14 protein-coding genes are annotated in these 20,686 nt (G+C 72.7%); 12 read left to right on the plus strand and 2 right to left on the minus strand.

The window, feature by feature from the left end; translation table 11 throughout:
• Window positions 1-30 precede the first annotated feature (30 nt).
• The 5 genes from ADJ70_RS00070 to ADJ70_RS00090 all read left to right on the plus strand — a co-directional run bounded on the left by ADJ70_RS00070 (window position 31) and on the right by ADJ70_RS00090 (window position 8,026).
• Window positions 31-1,593: a tetratricopeptide repeat protein gene (locus ADJ70_RS00070; protein WP_157051305.1), complete on the plus strand. Its 1,563-nt coding sequence runs from the start codon at window positions 31-33 to the stop codon at window positions 1,591-1,593.
• 307 nt (window positions 1,594-1,900) lie between these two features.
• Window positions 1,901-2,866, plus strand: a complete 966-nt coding sequence (locus ADJ70_RS00075; protein WP_050342402.1) for a hypothetical protein — start codon at window positions 1,901-1,903, stop codon at window positions 2,864-2,866.
• A gap of 120 nt (window positions 2,867-2,986) precedes the next feature.
• Complete coding sequence (locus ADJ70_RS00080) at window positions 2,987-4,243, plus strand: hypothetical protein (protein ID WP_157051306.1); 1,257 nt, start codon at window positions 2,987-2,989, stop codon at window positions 4,241-4,243.
• 1,426 nt (window positions 4,244-5,669) lie between these two features.
• A complete protein-coding gene (locus tag ADJ70_RS14335; RefSeq protein WP_157051307.1) occupies window positions 5,670-6,053 on the plus strand; it encodes a hypothetical protein in 384 nt (127 codons plus the stop codon).
• Between the two features lie 1,316 nt (window positions 6,054-7,369).
• On the plus strand, window positions 7,370-8,026 hold the full coding sequence (locus ADJ70_RS00090) for a hypothetical protein (protein ID WP_050342408.1): 657 nt from the start codon (window positions 7,370-7,372) through the stop codon (window positions 8,024-8,026).
• Window positions 8,027-8,060: 34 nt separating this feature from the next.
• Here the strand turns inward: ADJ70_RS00090 and ADJ70_RS00095 are convergent, their stop codons facing one another.
• Both ADJ70_RS00095 and ADJ70_RS00100 read right to left on the minus strand, forming a co-directional pair.
• Window positions 8,061-8,480, minus strand: coding sequence for a putative toxin-antitoxin system toxin component, PIN family (locus ADJ70_RS00095; RefSeq protein ID WP_050342410.1), 420 nt, complete (start codon window positions 8,478-8,480; stop codon window positions 8,061-8,063).
• Window positions 8,481-8,744 (minus strand): AbrB/MazE/SpoVT family DNA-binding domain-containing protein, encoded by a 264-nt coding sequence (locus ADJ70_RS00100; RefSeq protein ID WP_050342412.1) that lies wholly within the window; start codon window positions 8,742-8,744, stop codon window positions 8,481-8,483.
• Window positions 8,745-9,719: 975 nt separating this feature from the next.
• On the opposite strand from ADJ70_RS00100, the gene ADJ70_RS00105 reads away from it, so the two are divergent.
• The 7 genes from ADJ70_RS00105 (at window position 9,720) to ADJ70_RS00135 (ending at window position 20,530) form a co-directional block, all read left to right on the plus strand.
• A complete protein-coding gene (locus ADJ70_RS00105; RefSeq protein WP_050342414.1) occupies window positions 9,720-11,105 on the plus strand; it encodes a helix-turn-helix domain-containing protein in 1,386 nt (461 codons plus the stop codon).
• Between the two features lie 1,337 nt (window positions 11,106-12,442).
• Window positions 12,443-13,210: a hypothetical protein gene (locus tag ADJ70_RS00110; RefSeq protein ID WP_157051308.1), complete on the plus strand. Its 768-nt coding sequence runs from the start codon at window positions 12,443-12,445 to the stop codon at window positions 13,208-13,210.
• A 9-nt stretch (window positions 13,211-13,219) separates the two neighbouring features.
• Window positions 13,220-13,810: a hypothetical protein gene (locus ADJ70_RS00115; protein ID WP_050342418.1), complete on the plus strand. Its 591-nt coding sequence runs from the start codon at window positions 13,220-13,222 to the stop codon at window positions 13,808-13,810.
• Between the two features lie 196 nt (window positions 13,811-14,006).
• Window positions 14,007-15,326: a tetratricopeptide repeat protein gene (locus ADJ70_RS00120; RefSeq protein ID WP_050342420.1), complete on the plus strand. Its 1,320-nt coding sequence runs from the start codon at window positions 14,007-14,009 to the stop codon at window positions 15,324-15,326.
• A 1,106-nt stretch (window positions 15,327-16,432) separates the two neighbouring features.
• Window positions 16,433-18,169 carry a hypothetical protein gene (locus tag ADJ70_RS00125; RefSeq protein WP_050342422.1) on the plus strand — a complete coding sequence of 579 codons (1,737 nt, stop codon included), beginning with the start codon at window positions 16,433-16,435 and terminating at the stop codon, window positions 18,167-18,169.
• A 182-nt stretch (window positions 18,170-18,351) separates the two neighbouring features.
• A complete protein-coding gene (locus ADJ70_RS00130) occupies window positions 18,352-18,981 on the plus strand; it encodes a hypothetical protein (RefSeq protein WP_157051309.1) in 630 nt (209 codons plus the stop codon).
• An 88-nt stretch (window positions 18,982-19,069) separates the two neighbouring features.
• Entirely contained in the window at window positions 19,070-20,530 is a 1,461-nt protein-coding gene (locus ADJ70_RS00135; protein ID WP_157051310.1) for a hypothetical protein, read from the plus strand.
• The last annotated feature ends 156 nt before the right edge of the window (window positions 20,531-20,686 follow it).

Consider the following 20,686-nt stretch of genomic DNA (forward strand, 5'->3'; position numbering starts at 1 on the left):
CGCCGCCGGGAGCGCCGGGGGGTGGGGGGCGTGAGGCCGTACGTCCTTCCCGCGCGCACGGGCCTGGGCGAGCGGGCCCTTCGAGGGCGCCTGGGCGAGGCCCGCGCGCTCGCCGAGCGCGACCCGGGGAGGGGGCTGCCCCCCACGGCGGCCCTGTCGGGCGAGCTGGCGGGGCTGCTGTGGGGGCGCGGGCGGGCGCGGGAGGCCGTCAGCGCCCTGCGCGAGGCGCTCGCGGCGGCCCGCGCGCTCGCCGCGGGCGACCCGCTGCAGTTCCACGCGGACCTCTTCGCGGCCTGCTGCGACCTGAGGGGCCTCGTCGGCCCCGGGGCCGAGGGCCTCTGCCGGGAGGCGCTCCGCGCCGAGCGCTCGCTCGCGGGCCCAGGGGAGCCGACGCGGGACCTCGCGTCGGCCCTCGACGACCTGTCGCCCCTGATGGAGGCCCTCGAACTCTACGGGGAGGCCGAGGGGCTCTGCCGGGAGGCCGTCTCGGCCTGGCGCCCCCTCGCCGCGCGCGACCCGGAGGGGTGCCTGCCCTCCCTCGCGCTCGCCTGCGAGTCGCTCGCGTACAGCCTCAGCGACGACGGGCGGTTCGGGGAGGCCGAGGGGCTCTGCCGGGAGGCCGTCTCGGCCTGGCGCGCCCTCGCGGACGGCGGGAGGCGGGGGGCCCTGCCCTGGCTCCTGTCGTCCTGCCGGGGCCTGGCGCACGTCCTCGGCGAGGTGGGGAGCCTCGCCGAGGCGGTGTCCGCCCACCGGGAGGCGGTCTCGGTCGCCCGCTCCCTCGCCGCGCTCGACCCGGAGGGGTACCTGCCCTCCCTCGCGACCGAACGGTGGCACCTGGCCCTCACGCTCGACGAGGCGGGCCGCCCGGGGGAGGCCGAGCCCCTGCTGCGGGAGGCCCTCTCGGCCCTGCGCGCCCTCGCCGCGCGCGACCCCGGGACGTGGCCCGACCTCGCGCGCGCCTGCGGCTCCCTGGCCGACCTCCTCACGGAGCTGGGACGCCCGGGGGAGGCCGAGGCCCCGCTGCGGGAGGCCCTCTCGACCCGGCGGGCCCTCGCCGCGCTCGACCCGAACGCCCGGCTCGACCTCGCATACACCTGCGGCTCCCTGGCCGACCTCCTCACGGAGCTGGGGCGCCCGGGGGAGGCCGAGGCCCCGCTGCGGGAGCAGGTCGACATCGAGTCCTCCGTCCTGGGGGAGTGCCCGAACGGGCCCAGGGAGCGCTTCGTCGCCCTCCTGCGCGGTCAGCTGGGGACGCTCCTCGAGCGCCTGGGCCGCCCGGGGGAGGCCGAGCCCCTGCTGCGGGAGGCCCTGGGGAGCTACCGGTCGTTCACGGGCGTCGAGCGCGAGATGTCCGCCGGCATGGCGGCCCCCGTCCTGGTCAGCCTGGGCCGCCTGCTGGCGGCGCGGGGCCGCCCGGGGGAGGCCGGGCCCCTGCTGCGGGAGGCCCTCTCCATGTACGCCTCGCTCGCGGCCTACGAGGGGGGCGTGGACGAGGAGTACACGCCCGCGGAGCGGGCGAGGTGGCGCTCGGCCATCCGCCGCGGGGAGCGGGAGGCGCGCGAGGCCCTCGCGCGGCTGGGAGGGGAGGCGTAGGCGTGCGGCGCGGTCGGGACCCCAGGGGTCCGGGCGTGCGGCGCGGGCCCCGAGGCGCATGATGGCGCCACGGGCGGGAGGGCCCGCCGGCATCGCGAGGCAGGGGGCCTGCTGGCCCACCCGGGCGGCATGGGCGCGCCGGGCGCAGCTGGGCCGGGGCGCCCGAGCGGTGCCATATTGAGATGTGTGGGGGCTACATGGGGTCGGACCTCATGAACAGGATAAACAGCATCAGCCCACGAAACCCGTACTACGACATGGCAAGGGAATGGGCCGAGGGCTATCTGAGGAGGAACGGGATGATACTATGACTTCCTTGGAAAACTGCGGGGGGACCCTCCTCGCGAGGCGCAGGGACGAGCGCGTCGCGCGCCAGCCCGAGCAGGTGAGGCGCGCCCTGGGGGAGCTGGACGAGGACCCCAGATTCTTCCAGCTCAGGGCCCTCAGGCGCAGCCGGGCCTACCCGGAGCCGGGGGACACCTTCCGCCTGGAGCCGCCCTGCTGCCCGCCGCTCGAGGGCGTGGTCGTGAACTCCCACGTGGACCCCATGGAGGAGGACGCGATCGTCGTCCTGGTCTTCGCCCCGGGGGTCTCTCTGGAGGCGGCCCTCCCCATGGGCGTGCCGCCCGAGAGCCTCATGATAGGGCCCCAGATGCTCACCGACCTCTACTGGAGGCGGGGCTACCTCGAGCGCATCGGGCGCGTCGAGGTGGACCGGCGCTCCATCGGCTACGGGTTCTACGTCATCGACCCGCTTTGCCGCGAGGACCGCTTCGAGGACGAGTGGGGAAGGCCCCTGCCCGCCGAGCCGAGGCTCCTGGGCGGCAGGGGCCTCGCCACCGACGTCGGCGTCGCCTGGGAGGTCGCCCGGGAGGCGCTCATCCGGGGGCTCTGCCCCTGGCCGCCGCCGGGCTGGGCGCCGCCGCCCCCGCCGCCCGCGGCGACCTCGGAGGGCCGCCGCGCCCTGCTCGACGCCCAGCACCCCGACGCGCTCGCGCTCGCCGCGCGGGCCGAGGGGGTCGACCCCGCCTGCCTGCTCAACGGCTACGCCTGGGGGGCGATGCTGCCGGAGCTGCTCTCGCGCGCGGGCAGGCCGGACCTCCTTCGGGGTCTCTCGACAGACCCGGAGGCCGGCGCGCTCGCGCTCTCCTACCGGGGCCGGGGCGCGTCCTCCCGCGCCGCCGAGCTCGCCTCCCTCCTCAACGCCCTGGTGGCCTCGGGCGAGGAGGTGCTCGCCCTCGTGCGCTCGGGCAAGGTCGACTGGGACGGGTAGGGCGGCAGGCGGCCGGGCGGTGGGGCCGCGTCGGTTCCGACCTGCTTCGGGGGCCGGGAAAGCCGCTGGAGGAGCGCGGGATGGGGATCGAGGCACACGGTCACGTCTAGGGGGGAGAGGATGGCTGGGATGGCGTACGAGTCGGTGAGGGAGAGGCCCCACGCCCCCTTCGCGGAGATGGGCAGGCGCGAGGCCGCGGAGCACGCGCGCTGGTTCGCCTCGACGGTGGGGGAGCGGGTGGAGAGCCTCCGCTCCTACGCGCTCGCGCACGGCTGCGGGGGGCCGCTCGACCTCTCGCGCGAGTCCCTGCTGCCCCTGTGGTCGTGGTTCCTCGGGCGCTCCGAGGTCGCGCGCCCCCCGGGGGGCGGCCCCGGGAGGCTCTCCGGGGAGTCCGCCGCCCTGGCCCGCGACATCAACGTCTACCTCTGCGAGGCGGTGAGGTCGGCGGCCTGGGGCAGGCTCTCCTGGGGCTGCGTGCCCGGCCCCAGGAGCCACGCGGATGCCAACAGGCCCGCGCTGCTCGGGTTCGCCTGGAACCTCTCCATGGCCGGGGACGGGGGGGAGGCCCTCCTCGGCGGGGACCGCGAGCCGGACCCCGGCATGCTCGTGGACGTCTTCGCCCACAGGCTGTCCCAGGTCCCCGGCCCCGGGCCCTGGCGGCCGTGGGGCCACTGGGGCGTGCCGCTCGGGCGCGACCTCGCCGACACCCCCGCGCTCGAGGGGCGCCTGGACGACCTCCTCCACCGCATGGGGGACCCGGAGGTGGGCGAGGAGGCGCTCTGGACCTCGAGCGAGGACAGCCGCAGCTGGCGGGCCCACCGAGAGGCGAGGTCGCGCGGGCTCAGGCAGGAGGCGTGCCTGGCCGCCGCCGGGCGGCTCGCGTCGGCCCACCCCGGCCGGCGGTGGCGCGACTACCGCCGGGCCGCCTACGTGCTCATGGGCCACCTCCTGCCCCGCCGCGCGAGCGAGGCCCACGTCTCCCTCTACCTGGGGCGCCTAGCCGAGGAGACGGACCGCGAGGTCCTCATGTGCCTGCTTGACGGGATGGAAGACGTCCCCGCCCCTGCCGGGGAGGACCCCTCGGCGGTTGTGCGCATGGCGCGCGAGGGCAGGGGGCAGCTCGCCATGTGCGCCACGGCGGCTCTCGGCTCGTTCGACTGCGACGAGGCGCGCGCCGAGCTCAGGCGCCGCGCCTCCGAGCCCGTGGGAAACCGCAACGTCTACGTGGTCGAGAGGGCGGTCGAGGGGCTCGGCAAGGTGGGCCTCGCGGGGGACCTCGCCCTCGTCGAGGGGGTCGCAAGGACCCGCCGCCGCGACCTGCGCATCGTCGCCCGGGGCGCCGCCGACTTCATCCGCAACCGCGCCCTCGGGGAGTAGGGGCGCGCTCCGGCGACGAGGCGACAACGTACGCAGATCGCGGGATAGGCGCCCAGGTGCCCGGTCTCCCGCGGTTCGTGCACGCTGTTCCCGCGCCGGGGAGGCGCCCGGGGCGGGCCGCGTCGGCGTCGAGGGGTGGCCCGGGCTGCGGAGCGGGGGGCGATGCGCCGTGGGGGTGAGGGCGGTGCCGGGGCCCCGAGGGCCGCTACGTGGGCTCCGTCGTGCGCCTGGGCGAGGGCCGGGTGCCCGTGCGTGCCCGAGGCCGAGGGGCGGGGCTGCAGCTTCCCGACGGCGTGCCGCGGGCCGCACGGCGGCCGGCCGCCATCGCGGCGTTCCCCCGAGGAAGGACGAGTGAGGAGATGCGCATGGCCAGGGACCTGACGGACGTAGCGAGGGACGCGGGCCTGCCGCCGCGGGACGTGGAGCAGGTCGGGGAGTTCCTGTTCCACGACGAGGCCGGGCTGGCCCTCGAGGAGCTGTGCTGCGCGCTGCGCGATGAGGGCGCGGCGGTGGCCCCGGGCGACCTCTCGCTGATAGCGCTCGAGGGCATGAGGGCGCTGTGCGACCCGGACCTGTGGGAGAACCTGCCCGTGCGCCCCGGCCCTCAGAGCGCCCCCGCCGCGCCGGGGGGCTTCTCGAGGGTGGCGGCCTGCCCGGTCTGGGGCCTCGCCGAGCTGGAGGTCCTCCCCTCCCGCATGTGGACGGGGCCCTGCCGCTACGCCCTGCTCGCGGGCGAGGGGCTCCGCCTGGACGTCGTCCTGCGCGAGGGGGACGGCGCCGTCTGCCGGGTCGGCCTGCAGGTCGGCTCGGTGGCCTGGGGCCCGCCCGCGCCGCCGCCCGCGCCCGAGGCCCCGCCGGCCCGCGCGCGGGCCCTGCTCGCCTCCCTCGCGCGGGGGTCCCGGCCCGAGGGGCCTCCCCTGCGCCTGTGGCTCTCGGGGGACCGCGCCGTCGCGCTCGCCGGGGGGTCGGGCGCCGACGAGGCCGCGTCCCTCGGCGGGGCATGCCGCCTGCTCCTTCGCGCGGGCGCCCTCGTCGGCGCGGAGTTCCCGGGCCTCTCGGCGGCCGAGCTCGCCGCCTTCTTCCGCGCGGGCGTGGCCCCCTCGTCGCTCGACCCCCCGGGGAGGCGGCCGCAGGGCTTCTCCGCCTCGCTCCGGGCGCCCGCGACCTCGGCCGCCGCTGCCGCCCGCGCCGCGCGGGCGGCCCTGCTCGCCCTGAGGGACGGCCTGCCCGCCCGCGCCCGCCCCGCCCTCTGGGAGTCCCCGGGTGGGGCGGGGGACGGCCCCGAGGCAGTGCGCTGGGACGAGGCCGGCCTCTGCTCCGCCCTCCTCGAGGACGGCCCCGGGGGGCCCGCCCTGCGCAGGCGGGAGGCGACCCTGCGCTCCCTCGACGGCGCGTTCCTCTACCGGCTCGAGCTCGGGGGGACGGGGTGTTCCTCGACGTGCTCCCGCCGCACTCCCCCGACCCGCGCGTCGACGAGGGGGCCGCCGACCTGCTGGCGAGCGTCCTCTCGCTCGCCGGCCCGGCCCTCGGCGCGGAGTGGGGGTACGCGGGGAGCTGGGAGTCGTCCCCCGGCCCCGGCCCGGCCCTCGACGGGCGCGGCCTCCCGCCGGCCGCCCAGTGGGCCAGCTGGCTCTCGCCGGCGCTGCTCGCGCGCGTGGGGGAGGGCCGCGTGCGCGCCCTGGCGGCCCGCGAGCCGCGCGCCTCCTTCGACGGCCGGCTGCTGCGCCTGGGGCGGCTCGCCCTGGACGCCTACGACCCCGCCGACGAGGCCCTGCGCCTGCGCGTCGGCCGGGAGCTGTTCGGGCGCTGAGGCGGGGCGCGCCGGCACCCTGGCGCGGGGCTCGGCCGGGCGTGCCCGGCGGCGCCCGACTTGCGGGCCCTGCGGGCGGCGCACACCGCCATCATGGGCGGCGTGGAACCGGGGAAGCGGGGTCCCGGCCACCGGGCATGCCGGCAGGCGCGCACCCACGCCGACTGGCTGGGCACGAAGCACCCCTGGGGCTCGGTGGCTGACGGCCCTGCGGCGGACTGGGCGCACATCGACAAGTGGGGAGTCGAGCTGCGCAGTGCTTATCGAACCCAAACACCGGGACGAGCACCGCCGCCATGCGCACTGACCGGGCCGACCTCTTCGCGCGGGCGGCCTGCGAGGCGCGCGAGCGGCGTCCGTACCTGTCCGAGGTGCGCCCGGCCGCCGCGAGCATCGGTCGCGTGCTGCGGACAGCGCCTGCCCGTGCCTCCTCGTCCTGTCGCGCGCGGCGAGGAAGAGGTCGTCCGCCTCGACCCCGCCCGACAGCACGTCGTAGACGCTCCGGCCTCGCCATGGCGCCGCGCAGGCGCCCCGGTATGAGGGTTGCCGCGTTCTCAGAGGCCCTCACCGGGACGGCGAGCTCGAGGGCGAGCACGCTCCCTCCGACCTCGCCAGCAGCCACATTGCATGGAACCGGCGGCGCAGGCGCGCCTCGGAGTGCCGCGTGGCCGTCCCGGTCGTCACAAAGAGGTGATAGGGGCTGTTCTGAGCGGCGGACGCCCGCGCGGTGCACCCAGCGGGACGATAGTGTACACAAACCGTAGGAGAACCATCAAAATGCCTTGTTCTCTCCGATTTGTGTACACTCCTGCGTCCCCACGGCTGCTCGCAACAGCGCAACAGCCCAATAGTGTACACAAACGCCCCAATCCGGCGCGGAGAGGCCCGATCCTCCCATTTGTGTACACTATTGCGATCCCAAGGCCACCCACAACCCAAGCCCACGGCGCAACAGTGTACACAAATGCCCCAAAACGGCCCCGAGGGGTCATTTCCACCGATTTGTGTACACTCCTGCGTCGTCGCCCTGGCGGTGAGGCCCACATCGCCGGGGTGGTGACGCAACCACCCACCCACACGAGCTCACGAAGCCGCCAAAATAAACTTGGCTTTAGCACCGGAGCGCGGGAGCCGCAATTCCAGGCGCAAGGCGAAGGTCGCCCGGGTGTTCCCGCCGCCGGGGCCGGCGCCATGCCTGGTCGGCGGCATCGCAGGCCAAGCAGACGTGGACTGGCTCTCGGGAGCACACTCGCGTCGAAGAGTCCTTTGTCGGACGGCGCCTGCGGCGGTCGGCCGCGTGTGACATCCTGGCGGACGTGCAGACTGAGCTCCACAAGACGGCCCGCTGTCGCGAGCAGCGCGACCCCAACATCGAGGCAAAGACGCGCGACGTGCCGCCGTCCCGCGAGCGGCCGTTCCCCGTCTCGGCGGGGACGGCGACCGCGCCCTCCGGCCTGCGTCCGAGACCGGGCTCCCAGGGAGGCGCCGTCGGGCGCGACCACGGGCGCGGGAGGCTCGGGACGCTCTCGCTCCTTGCCTCGATCGACCTGCCGGCCGGCGAGGCGACCTCCCTTGCGGGCGAGACGCACAAGAGCCCCAACCACGCCGGGTTCCCCGGGATCACGGGCGGCAAGTACCCGAGGGGCGACCTGACGCGGGTCATGCCCGGCGACGTCTCGGTACGCGCCTCCGCCGAGACGAGGCGCTACCTGGCCACCGTCCCGGGCCGCTTCGAGTTCGTGTCCGCGCCCAGGCACGGCTCCTGGCTGAACCTGGTCGAGGGCTTCTTCTCGAGGATGGCCCGCCGGACGCCGCGCGGCGTCCGGGTCTTTAGCAAGGACGAGCTCAAGGAGAGGATCCTGCGCCACCTCGGGGGCGAGCACCGAGTCGGTCGCCTGCGGGCGGGGGTGGGACCTGTCGGACACAGGCCCGACAGCCGAGGAGCTCGTCGTAGACACTCTTCTCCCGGATGAGGTGGGCGAGGCAGGTTAGTTTCTGGACGCTACACTAGGCTAGGTCAGCGGCGTCCAGGAACTCCCTCGGTGACATCACGCGGGGGTTGTCTACGGCGGCCTCGAGCAGATCCTTGTCGCCAGTGAGTAGGATGTCGGCGCTCGTGTGCCTAGCCGCCCTGAGCACGGGGCGGTCAGCCGGGTCGCGGATCTCGGTCTCGTCCTTCTCGGTTTTCGCCTCGTCGGGCGTGGACACGATCTCGACGGTGCTGGCGAGCGCGGCAAGGAAGGAGTCGAGGGCCGCTGTCTTGGCGGGGAACTTTCGGGCGTAGACGCTCTTCAGCTCATCCACAACGTAGTCGCTCACAATAGCGTCGTTGGGGGCCGCGACCGCCACATTGTAGGCGCGTGAGGCTCCGCCGCTTGGAAAGAGGGATGCCGAGAGCAGGACGTTGGTGTCGATAAAGACGCGCATCTAGCCATCCCCGCGCATCGAGGAGACGAAGGCTGCCACGTCGTCCTCGGAGGTGAGCCCGGCCTGCTCGGCCTCCCCGCGCATCTCCTCCTGCAGGAGGCGCATGGCATACTGGGCGGCGTTGGCTACGCGTACCGTGGTACCGTCCACGATAAAGGTGACCTTGTCGCCGGACTGGACGCCCAGGACCTCACGCACCTCTTTGGGGATGGTGACCTGGCCCTTGGGCATGACCTTTGCGTTGTCGGTGAATGTGGTGGGCATGGATCCCTCCTGCGGTCAGAACTTCCCATAGTAGGAAAAGTAGGGTTTGGCATATGCAGTATACCTTGGATGTGACGGGGGGTGTACGCTTGATCGCGAGGATTGGGGCTGCTGTGGTGCCGACGCGAGCTCGAAGACTGGCTCTCGAGAGCCCACTCGCTTCGAAGGGCCCTTTGGTGAATATCGGACCCAAGCACCGGGACGAGCACCGCCGCCATGCGCACCGACCGGGCCGACCTCTTCGCGCGGGCGGCCTGCGAGGCGCGCGAGCGGCGCCCGTGCCTGTCCGAGGTGCGCCCGGCCGCCGCGAGCATCGGCCGCGTGCCCGTGGACAGCGCCTGCCCGTGCCTCCTCGTCCTGTCGCGTGCGATGAGGAAGGAGTCGTCCACCTCGACCTCACCCGACAGCACGTCGGAGACGCTCCAGCCTCGCCATGGCGCCGCGCAGGCGCCCCGGTATGAGGGTTGCCGCGTTCTCAGAGGCCCTCACCGGGACGGCGAGCTCGAGGGCGAACATGCTCCCTCTGACCTCGCCAGCAGCCACATGACATGGAACCGGCGGCGCGGGCGCACCCTGGAGTGCCGCGTGGCCGTCCCGGTCGTTACCGAGAGGTGGCGGGGGCACCTCTCGCACTCCCATCCCTCCGGCCACCTGACCCCCGTCAGCCGCCTCTCGCGGCCCCATCGCCCGGATACCTGGTCAGCAGGGCGTGGAGGCTGCCCATCCTGCCCATCTCCCCCTGACCTGCCTGCGCCTCGTGTTGCCCATCGTGCCCCCGCCTCGATCACTCTTTCTCGGCACCATGGCACGACATGGCAGAAGATGTGTCACCTGCGATTATGAAGCACGTTGGGGAGCATTTCAGGTAATTCAGGAATCTATTCACGATATACTTCCTGAGTTTTCCTGAATGCTTCTCGAATCGTGATATCGTCGTAGCAGTACGAGAGCTGCGTGTAGAAATGGGACCTCTGCATGGAATCTAGGCTGCTAGAGACAATTGCCCAGGGTGAGTCCGCGTCGGTGGAATTCAAAAGGTGTGGAGCACAGCCGGCGCCTGACACCTTCCAGACTATCTGTGCATTTGCCAATCATATGGGCGGCAGCATTTACCTCGGAGTAGAAGACGATGGAACAATCGCTGGCGTCGCTGAAGGGGTAGTGGCCGACATACAGCGCAACATCGCCAACGTCGCGTGCAATCTAAAGCTGTTCGACCCGGCAGTGATGCTTGAGACCGAAGCGATTGCCGCAAGCAATAAGACAGTCATCCGCATCTGGGTTCCCATGAGTCCAGATGTTCATCGGTACAAAGGCGTTGTATACGACCGCATTGCAGACGCCGATGTGAAGGTCAGCTCAAGCAGCCAGATTTCAGCCATGTACATTCGCAAGAGTAGCCTTGAGACCGAACGTCGCATCTTCCCTTATTTGAAGTTAGATGACCTGCGTTCAGACCTCATAGGCCGCGCTAGGCGAATGGCTGCAGCGCGGCGACCAGGACATCCATGGGAAGAGCTGGACGATGAGCAGCTTCTGCGTAGCGCCCAGCTTTTAGTCAAAGACTATTTGACGGGACAAGAGGGCCTTACCCTTGCTTCTGGCTTGCTGTTCGGCAAAGACGAGACGATTGGCTCGCTCTGTCCCACCTATAAGACCGACGCCGTGGTCAGGCTGCGCGATGAAGACCGGTATGACGATCGTCTAGTTGTAAGAACGAACCTCATCGACGCGTACGATGTCCTTATGGGCTTTTGCGAGCGTCACCTCCCCGATCCGTTCTTTCTTGAGGGTGATGCGAGGATTAGCGTCCGGGGAATCGTGTGTCGCGAGCTCATTTCGAACATGCTCATTCATCGAGAGTTTACGAGCCCCTATTCAGCAAAGCTGGAGATTAACCGCGAGGGGCTGCATACCGAGAACGCCAGCAGAACGTTTTTCGAGGGGAACATCACTCTCAGCAACTTTAGCCCAATGCCAAAGAACCCCTCAATCGCCAATGTCTTTACTCAAATAGGGTTTGCGGAGGAGCTGGGAAGCGGCACGCGAAACCTTTTCAAGTACGCGCGGAGCTTCATGGGCAGCGACCCATCTCTTGTAGATGGAAGTGTTTTTCGGGCCACTGTCCCCGATGCGCATGGAATCCTGCTCATGGGCAAGGTGCCGGCTCACAAGTCAGGAAGCATCGATGATGCGATACTGGAGCTTGCGGAATCTCGAACCAGCTTCACGTTGACGGAGGCAGCCGATGCCGCCGGAGTCTCAAAGCGTAGTGCCAGCGCGCACCTGTCTGCGCTCATAGAGGCGGGAAAATTGGTTGGAGAAGGCTTGACAAGGAATCGTCAATTCAGAAGAGCATGATCGCGTTTCTCCGCCCTGGCATCCTCGCGGCTCTCAGAATCACTATCCGATATTCCCAAAGGTGCCGGAAACGCGTCGCACCAAATCTGGGGGATGTCGTCTTTCATGAGCTCGCTCGAACCGCCTCTCGTCCTCGCAGCTGGTGCCCTCGGGTCGCATCTGGTCCCAGGGAGCAGCCCCTCCCAACGGACACACAGAGACGTGTCCGTTGGGAGGGGCGTGCAAAGCCGCGAGGCGCTAGGCCACGCTAGGTCATGGTCTGGGGAAAGCCGCTGGGGGGTGCAGCATCTTGCGAAGTGTCGAGGTGTAGCGTCTGAGCTCACGTTTGGAAATGGACTGCTGTAAGAGGGGAAAGGACACTGGTCAAGATAGACAAGCGCGTCGTACCACAATCGGAAATTATAGAAGGCTTCGTGAGTTCGTGTGGGTGGGTGGTTGCGTCACCGCCCCGACGGCGTGGGCCTCATCGCCAGGGCGACGGACGCAGGAGTGTGCACAAATCGGTAAAAATGGCCTCTCGGCGCCGTTTTGGGGCATTTGTGTACACTGTTGCGCCGTGGGCTTGGGTTGTGGGTGGCCTTGGGATCGCAATAGTGTACACAAATGGGAGGATCGGGCCTCTCCTCACCGGATTGGGGCGTTTGTGTACACTGTTGCGACGCGAGTAGCGCCAGGTGGCACGAGCGCCTCAGCCACCATGGCGTGTCGGCGGCGCCTCCTCGCTGGCCCCTCTCGCTTGGTCGGGAAGACAGGCTCTGAGCGAGCGGCGCCGCTGCCAGGTTGGCATCTTGGCCGAGGCGTCAACCCACACGAACCCCTGAAGAGTCAATTGTAGCACCCCATGATCGAGAACCGGGTGCTCTGATCTGCCGCTGATGGCCCATTGATAACCCGGCCATTGATTGGGACTTCATGCCAAACGTAGCGCCATAGATGCTTGCCGACGGGCCAACCGTCGGGAGGCCGACCGGCGGGGTCGCCCGCCCTCGGGGGCTACGCCACCTCCGGCGCGCAGGGCGGCCATGGCGGCAGGACGCTCACCCCCCCGCCACGGGTCGCAGTGGGGTCCAGACCACGCCAAGGTCGACTGCGTCCACACGAACCGCCCTCCACCGATGCCGATTGAGCGCAGGACATCGCCGCTGCGGCCGGCGGCGATGGGACCGATGTGAGTGTTGACGGCCGGGCTCCCGTGGGTGGGGAGATAACGTACGCAGATTGCGGGAGAGTCGCCAAGACGCTCGGTTCTTTGTGGTTTGTGTACACTGTCTGTATCGGGGGCACCTGTGGCGGGCCGAGCCGGCGTCACGGGACGGGGGCTGCTTGGCGGTGGGTGTATGGTCGGACTGTTACGGTCTGCCCCCGGCGAGGCGGCGGGCGTCCCCGACGAGGGAGGGCGCGGGCGGGAAGGCCGTCGCGCGCCCGGAGGGCGGCGGCTCGGCATGGGTCTCGACGAGCGCGTGGCGTGCCGGGCGGGGTGGCCCGGACCGCAGGACGGGAGGCGATGCGACATGAGGGTGAGGGCGGTGCCGGGGCTCGGGGACCGCTACGTGGGCTCTGTCGAGTGTTTAGGCGAGGGCCTCGTGCTCGTCGGTGTGGAGGCCAAGGGGTGGGGCAGCGACCGCTCGATGGTGTGCTACGGGCTGCATGATGGGCGACCGCCTGTGGAGGGTGAGGGCGGGTCCTTCAGCAGCCTGCTCGAGCTCGGGGCGAGCGCCGTGGACGGAAGCGTGAGGTACGTGACGTGCTTCCCCGAAGCCACTCCCGCGCTCTTAGGGCCCCTGCCCCCGCAGGCGCTCTCTCCGGAGCGCGGGGTCAGGCTGCGCGGCCTCGAGGGCCTGCGCCGCCTGGCGGACGGCCCCCGGCTCGGCCTCATCGAGGGCCACAACATCCTCTTCCGCCTGCGCCTCTCGGGGCGCGACCTCATGGTCGAGCGGGTGGGCATGCGCGGCTTCCCGGAGGCCTACGCCCTCGGGCCCCGCGCCTCGCTGCTCCTCGGCTCGGGGAGGATCTGCGGCCTGGTCCTCAGGGACATAGGCGAGGCCGACCTCTCCGCGCTCGCCGACGCCAGGCTTTTGCCCTCGACGAGAGCGACGGGATGGTGATGGTGGGGTATGGGAGGTGACTTCCTGGTGCGCCTGCGCGCCCGCGCGGGTGCAGCGGCCACGTCGCCGGAGGCGCTCGTTGCCTTCTCCTCGGCCGTCGAGGGCCTCGCGGATAGGAACAGGTGCGCGTTCTGCGCGGAGGGCGCGGCGCGCCGCTACGCGGCCGAGTGGTCCGACCTAGACGCCATCGTAGGGTGGGCACATGGCGAGGGGCACCTGGACGCGGATGTCGTCGGGGAGGCGCTTCACGGGTATCTCGGCCTCGTCCGCAACGAGCTCGGGCGCTCCGCCGCAGAGCTCGCCCGCCGCGCCCGCGCGGCGCCAGCCTCGCCCGCCGCGTTCTCCTGGTTCGTCGCGGACGCGGAGTTCCTCGCCGAGCAGAGCCCGGACGTCTTCCCGACCCAGGGGGACCGGGACCGCTACATGTCTCTGTGGGATGGGTGCGAGCTGGTCAACGCGCTCTTCCTGGCGGAGTGTGAGCGCGACCCGTCCGGCGGCCCCCACTCGTGGGGGGCGAGGTGGGAGGCGCAGGCCCGCGACGAGGCGTGGGCCCTCGTCTCCTTCGTGGCGCGGGCGCTCGGCGCCGGGGCGCCCCCGTAGCCTTGTCGCCTCGGCAGGCTCTTGGGCGCGACGGGCCCGCCGGGGGTCGGGGGTGGGCCTCGGGCGGAGCCGTGGGGTCCTCCTCCCCCTCGGCCGCAGATGCTCTGGGGACGGACTGGGCGTCGGGCCGCACCGTGGTACGAGGGGGGCGCGTATAGGTTGGGGCGTCCCGGACAGGCTGTCTGTGGGAGGGTGGATGGAAGCGAGGGATGGACGCGGCGGCGCGGTGGGAGGGGCTCCCGGAGTGGGGCCTTGCTCCGTCGCCGACGGATGCGTGACACAGCCCAGCGAGCATGACGCGAGGGAGCGCCTGGGGGAGGCGCGCGCTCTCGCGCAGGACGGCGACGACGGACACCTGGGCGGGCTGGCCGCCTCCTGCATCGACCTGGCGTCCCTCCTGGGAGGGCGCGACCCCGCCGAGGCGGAGGCACTCTACCGCGAGGCGCTTCCCCTCTGGCAGTTCCTCGACGCGCGCCATCCGGGCGAGTTTCTGGGGGACGTAGCCCGCACCCGCGCCGACCTGGCGTTCCTCCTGATGGGGCGTGACCCCGCCGAGGCCAGGGTGCTCTTTCGGGAGGTGCTGTCCGACCTGCGTCCCCTCGCGGCGGGCGACCCCGCCGAGTTCCTGCCCTGCCTCGCCCGCGCCTGCGACAATCTGGCGGCGCTCCTCCAGTGGGACGGCCTCGCGGGTGAGGCCGAGGCCCTCTCCCGCGAGGCCCTCTCCGCTTGGCGTGATCTGGCGGCGAGCGACCCCGCCGAGTTCCTGCCTTGCCTCGCCCGCTCCTGCGACAGCCGGGCGTTCTTCCTCAAGGGGCTCGATCGCGTCGGGGAGGCCGAGGACCTGCTGCGCGAGTCGATCTCCGCCTGGCGTGATCTGGCGGCGGGCGACCCGGGCGAGTTCCTGCCCAGGTTGGCGGACTCCTGCGGCCACCTGGCCTCCCTCCTGGAGGACGCGGGCGACCTCGCGGGGGCGGAGGCGCCCCACCGCGAGTCGATCTTTGCCTGGGAGGCCCTGGCGTCGAGCGACCCGGGCGCAGCCCTGCCCGGCCTCGCCGACTCCCGCACGGACCTAGCGGAGCTCCTGTGGACGCTCGATCGCGTCGGCGAGGCGGAGGGCCTCCTGCGCGGGGCCGTCTCGGCCTGGCGGGAGCTTGGGGCGAGCGATCCGGGCGGGTTCCTGCCAGGCCTCGCCGGCTCCTGCAACAACCTGGCGGTCTTCCTGGAGGGCGTCGGCCGCCGCGCCGACGCCGAGGCCCCGATGCGCGAGGCCCTCTCCCTCTGGCGTGATCTGGCGGCGGGCGATCCGGGCGAGTTTCTGCCCGAGCTCGCCCGCGCCTGTTCGAACATGGCCCTCCTCCTGGAGCGCGACCGTTCCTGGGAGGCGGAGGCCCTCTACCGCGAGGCGCTCTCGACGTACGAGGCGCTCGCGCGGGCGGACCCCGGTCGCGAGGACTACCGACGCAGGGCGGGCCAGGCGCGGGCCAGGCTCGAGCGCATGGCGGACCCGTCGGCATAGCGGGCGCGTCTTGCCCTCTCTGGTGCGGTGACCTGCGTGGTGTCATCCGCTACGGGCGAGCGCCCGACGGGGTCGGGCCGGCGACGAGGAGGCCCGGGGAGAGGAGCACCATTGGCGCAGGAGGGGGACATGACGGGGGCGCCCTCCCGATGGGCGGGTCCCTGGGCGGCTGAGGCTGCGAGGTGCGACGCCAGAACGAGAGTGCCCGCTCGCAGGAACTCCTTGCCCGGGCCTGTCGCGACCCCATGGGCCGGGGCTTCCACGGCGGGGCGAAAGTGTACACAAAACGGGCTCTTCGGGGGTTAGTGTGGGTTGACGCCTCGGCGAATCGTGTCGCAACAGTGTACACAAGTGCCCCACTCCGCAACCGGCGACTCACGTAAAGACGCACTCTGGGGGTGTCACTCTCACGGAAAGGCGCACTCTGCGCAGATGGCCTCACGGAAAAGCGCAGTCTGTGCCCACCGCCTCACGGAAAAGCGCAGTCTGCACCCGCCACCTCACGCAAAGACGCATTCTGTGCAGACCGCCTCACGGAAAAGCGCATTCTGCACCCGTCACCTCACGTAAAAGCGCACTCTGCGCCGGCGACGCCACCGCGACGTGACCAAAGGGCGCACTCTGGGCGGGCGACGTCACGGAAAAGCGCACTTTACCTGTGGGCCTCACCAAAGGGCGCATTCTGCATGCGAGCGGTGGTTGCGCCGAGAGCCCGTTTTCGCCGATCTGTGTACACTCTTGCGTCCCCACGGCCGCTCGTGCGACCGGGCGGGGCCACGGGTTCCACGATATCGACGGCCCCATTGCCCTCGTGATGCCAGAGCGCTCGGACCTGAGGCCCATGCCGCCGGGGCGGTGACGCAACCACCTACCCACACGAGCTCACGAAGCCTCACAAACCGCATGTGAATTAACCAAGTACTCGGTTCTCTGCGGTTTGTGTACACTGTTCGTGCCGGGGGAGGCGTGGCAGCCGGGGTGGGTGCCCCCCTGCGCCCGCGCACCCCTTGCGCCGGAGTGGTATGGTAAGGAGCGCAGGTGGCGGGAGGGGTCCCGGGCTCGGAGTCGGGACCCGTCGGGGGAGGCGCGCGTCGATAGGAGCTGCCATGGGGTGCGCGAGCGGGCACGCGGGGCCGTCCGAGGGGGACTGGAACGCGGCCGAGGTCCTGAGCGAGTGCCGGCCGTACATGTTCTCCCTCATGGCGTTCGAGGCGATGTTCCTCCTCTACGCCGAGGGCCTGGAGGGCGTCGTCGTGGACGGCCGCCGCCTGCGCCTGAGGCTGAGGCTCGGCGCGAGCCGCGCCGGTGACAGGAGCCTGTCGTACTCCGTGTGGGAGGGCGAGGCCGCCCGGCCCGGGGAGGTGACGCCGCTCCTCGTCAGGAGGGTGCTCTGGGACCAGGCGGCCGACCAGGCGCGCCGCGCCGCGTACTCCCGCTCGCTGGGGACCGGCTACGAGTGGCCGGACGCCGACCTGCTCGGGCTGTGGCCGGACCTCTCCCTCGACTCCGCGCCCCTCGGCCCCGAGGCTGCGGCGAGGCTGCTGCCCGCGCTCGCCCGCGCGGAGGGGGCGCTGGCCGCCCCGGGCGTCCCCTTCGGGGGCGTCGGCGGCGAGGGGGACTGGGGCGGCTTCTCGCTGGAGGGCCGTGCCGCCCCCGGCGCCCCGTACGCGCCGTCCCGCCTGCTGCGCTGGGGCTGGCCCGTGGGGGATCCCGAGGCCGAGGGCGCCGTGCTCCGCGCCATGGGGGCCATCGACCGCGAGCTGTCCCGCCCCGCCGCCCCGCCCGCCTCCGTGGCGTTCGAGTACGCCTGCCCGCCGGACTCCTACCTGCGCGCCCTCGCCGGGCCGGGGCGGCTCGCGCCGGGGGCGGCCGCGCACGCGCGGGCCGAGCTCGGGGCGGGCGGCCGCCCGGTGGAGCGCGTCTGCGGCGCCCGCGTCCCAGAGGGGGCCGGCGCGCCCGAGGCCCTCTCCCGCCTCCTCGGGCGCGCCTTCGCCTCCCGCCTGCGCGAGCCCGCCGACGTCCTGGTCGCCCGCGAGCGGGACAGGGAGCCCGCCGCGTGCGGGCAGGTCATGAGGGTCGTGGTCGGCGAGCCGTCGGGCGACGTCAGGGCCTGGTGCGTGTACCAGGGCGAGCGGGAGGACGGGCCTGACGCCCTCGTCATCAGGCGCCTCTGCTGGAACAGGGCCGCCGACCTGCGCGGCCGGCCCCAGCCGGGGTCGCCGAGCGTGCAGGCGCGCGGGGCGGTCGTGCCCGCCGGGAGGTCAGGCGCCATCTGCGAGCTGCTCGGGCGGGCGGAGGGGCTCGCCCTCTCCGGCCCCGGCGCCCCGGACGCGCCCGATGGCCTTGAGGTCGAGGTCATGAGGCGCCCCGGCTGGGGCGAGGCGTCGTTCGGGGCCAGGGTCCCCAGGGGCTCGGGCGCCGCCCGCCTCGCGCTCGAGATGGGAGCCGCCCTCGACCTCGAGATCGGCCGGGCGGGTCGCGAGGCGTGCTCGGTCGTCCTCGACCACGCCTTCCCGCCCGAGGGCCCCGCCCGCCCGGGACCGCACCCCTGCGGAGACCCTCCCACCGGCGCCGCGCGCATGCGGATGTACGGCTCGTCGCCCCGCGACCCCGAGGGGGGATGGGCGGGGCTCGACTCGGTCGAGCTGGGCTCCTGCCGCATCGTCCTCGACGACGAGGGCGACGCCGAGGGGTTGCTCGAGCTCCTGGGGCGGGCGCGCCGACCGGATGGGCTGGGCGTGGCCTGCCAGCGCCTGCGCTCGGGCCGGCCCGTCCGCCTGGGGCACGGCGACGGCGGCGAGCCGGACCTGATAGTGTACCCCGATGCCGGGGAGGGGGCGTGAGGCTGGAGGGGACCCCCCTGGGCGCGGACGGCCCCGTCCCGCTCTCCGACGTGGGGGTGTTCGCGGGGCGGGCAGACCTCGACTCGCTCGCCCTCCTGGTCCGGGAGGCGCTCGCGGCCCGGGAGCTCCCGGTCCCCGGCGGCCCCTGGCCCCCGGTCGTCGAGGTCGGGGCGGTGCGCGGGGTGTCGCTGGCCGTCGACCTCTCCGGGGCCGTCGCCGAGGCGGAGGCGATGGCCCGCCTCGCGGAGCTCGGGGCCGACCCTCCCTGGCTTCCAGGCGGCCCCGGCGTGGGCTCGGGCCGCCGTGTTCCGAGGGATCCCTTCCCCGAGCGCCCCGAGGGCCTCGCCGCGTCACTGCTCGACGCGCTTCGCGAGGCGCTCCCCGCCTCTGAGGTGAGCGAGTGGTGGGACTGGTCCCCTCCCGGGCTGGCCTTCGAGGTGACACTCCTCGAGGGGCGCTCCGTCGCCGGCGGGGTCGGGGAGGGCCTGGCGCTTTACGTGCACGTGAGCGAGCTCGTCCCGTTCTGCTGCACCCTCTGCCAGAGGACCCTGCGCCTCCGCAGCGCCGACACGACGGTTTGCCACCTCGTGGACTTCGGGTCGCCGCGCGTCGCGGCCGACGCGGCCTGCACGGCGCTGGGGGCGCTCGGCTACCGACGGCTCTCCCTGCGCCAGGCGATGCGCCCGGTGGGGCCGCCGGCCCCGGAGTTCCCCCACGAGGGGCCGACCACGCTGTTCGACGTGCTCTTCGGGCCCTGCCGGGGGCCCTACGGCAAGCCAAGCGTCACGAGCAGGTACGGTAGCGCGCTCTGACGCACCCGCGCTGCGTTCATGCTATGCTGGCTTTCCGTGGGCAAGCCCTTGGGCAAGCCCGCCGTCCCGTCCGCAGGGGGGCCGGGGGTTGGCAGGGGGACGACGGGAAGAGGGGGAGGCTGTGACGGACGGGCTGGCGCCCTCCCCCGTGCGGGAGGAGATCATGGGCGTCCTCAGGCGCTACATCCCCTCGGCGCTCGACGAGCCGGGGGTGGCGATCGCCAAGAGGAAGCTCTGCCGCAGGCGCTGCGACCCGGGGAGGCGCCGCGAGGCGGTGAGGGTGGTCGCGGCCCTGCGCGCGGCGCTCCCCGGCCTGCACGTGTCGGGCTGGGACGAGCGCGGCGAGCGTGGGATCGGCTTCGAGGCCCCGCTCACCTACCGGGACGACCTGCTGGACGAGGACGTGGAGCTCGTCGACGCGCTCGGCGGCGAGATGGACTCCCTCAAGGGCTACGCGAGCCTGCTCGGACCGTGGTGCTGCCTCTTCTGCGAGCGCGACGTCCACGTCCGCGCCCACGACACCTGGGCCGGCAGGGCCGTGGGCGCGGGCCCGCACGCCGCCGAGCTCGCCGCCGCGTGCGGGGCGCTCGGGTCCCTCGGCTACGAGCGCGTCCCCTTCGGCGAGGCCATGGCGACGGTCCCCGACGCCGACCTCGCGTTCAAGGCGGTGGGGGAGGCGAGCGCCTACGGCTGCCTGTTCAGCGAGCTGTTCGACCCGGCTGCCGTGTCCCAGATCTACAGCGAGCTCGGGAACCCCGACGGCTCCGCGATAGGCTTCGGCCGGCCGGAGCGCATGCTCCTCATGCCCGAGTGGCGGACGCCCCCGCTCGTCGGTGAGGCGCCTCTCCCGTGGCCCGCGCAGGCGCCTGCGGACGAGGTACCCCCGGAGGGCCCCGACGGCCCGTCCCGGCCAGGTCGGTACAACCCGCTCACCCTGTCGGCCGGCGCATGGCGGCGCCTGGCCGCCGACCTCGCCGGGGAGGGCTCGCCCGCCCCGCTCGCCCCCGACTACGCCGCCGCCCGGGCCGCCGAGGCCCTCTCGCGGGCGCTGCCCGGGGCGCGGGTCTCGCTCGGGGGCTCGGGGCCCGGCGCGGGCCTGCGCGCCAGGCTGGGGTCCTCGGACGCCGACTGGCGCTGCTCGGAGCGCACCGACCTGCTCGCCTGGGTGTCCCCGTCGGCCCCGTGGTGCTTCCTGTTCTGCGAGCGGGAGGTCACCATGTCGCGCACGGGCACCCGCCTGACCGACGCCGTCGGGGCGGGCCCCCACGCCGCCGCGTTCGCCGCGGCCTGCGAGGCGCTCGGGTCCCTGGGCTACGAGCGCGTCCCCTTCGGCAGCGCCGTGGCCTACGTCCCCGGCCGCGCCCCCACGGTCGAGGGGGCGGCGGGGGCCACCGTGTTCAACCTGCTCTTCGACGCGGGCCTCGACCCCGCCGCCGTGCCTTGGCTGGAGACGGCCCAGGGCACCCCGGACGGCGCCGACATCCCCCGCGGCAGGTCGTCCCACGTGGCTCTCCTCGAGCAGTGCTGGGTCCCGCTGGGGCTGTTCTGAGCGGCGGACGCCCGCGCGGTGCGCCCAGCGGGACGATAGTGTGCGCAAACGCATGGAAGTCGCCCAAATGCCCTGTCTCTTCCGGTTTGTGTACACTGTTTCGTGTCGGGGAAACGCCCGGGGCGGGCCGCGTCGGCGTCGCGGGCGGCCCGGACA

It is taken from the genome of Olsenella sp. oral taxon 807 (assembly GCF_001189515.2).
GTDB lineage: Bacteria > Actinomycetota > Coriobacteriia > Coriobacteriales > Atopobiaceae > Olsenella_F.

Coding starts and splice junctions, on each gene's coding strand:
- ADJ70_RS00075 (WP_050342402.1), top strand. CDS start 1,901: ATGACTTCCTTGGAAAACTGCGGGGGGACCCTCCTCGCGAGGCGCAGG.
- ADJ70_RS00080 (WP_157051306.1), top strand. CDS start 2,987: ATGGCTGGGATGGCGTACGAGTCGGTGAGGGAGAGGCCCCACGCCCCC.
- ADJ70_RS00095 (WP_050342410.1), bottom strand. CDS start 8,480: ATGCGCGTCTTTATCGACACCAACGTCCTGCTCTCGGCATCCCTCTTT.
- ADJ70_RS00100 (WP_050342412.1), bottom strand. CDS start 8,744: ATGCCCACCACATTCACCGACAACGCAAAGGTCATGCCCAAGGGCCAG.
- ADJ70_RS00105 (WP_050342414.1), top strand. CDS start 9,720: ATGGAATCTAGGCTGCTAGAGACAATTGCCCAGGGTGAGTCCGCGTCG.
- ADJ70_RS00110 (WP_157051308.1), top strand. CDS start 12,443: ATGGTCGGACTGTTACGGTCTGCCCCCGGCGAGGCGGCGGGCGTCCCC.
- ADJ70_RS00115 (WP_050342418.1), top strand. CDS start 13,220: ATGGGAGGTGACTTCCTGGTGCGCCTGCGCGCCCGCGCGGGTGCAGCG.
- ADJ70_RS00120 (WP_050342420.1), top strand. CDS start 14,007: ATGGAAGCGAGGGATGGACGCGGCGGCGCGGTGGGAGGGGCTCCCGGA.
- ADJ70_RS00125 (WP_050342422.1), top strand. CDS start 16,433: ATGGGGTGCGCGAGCGGGCACGCGGGGCCGTCCGAGGGGGACTGGAAC.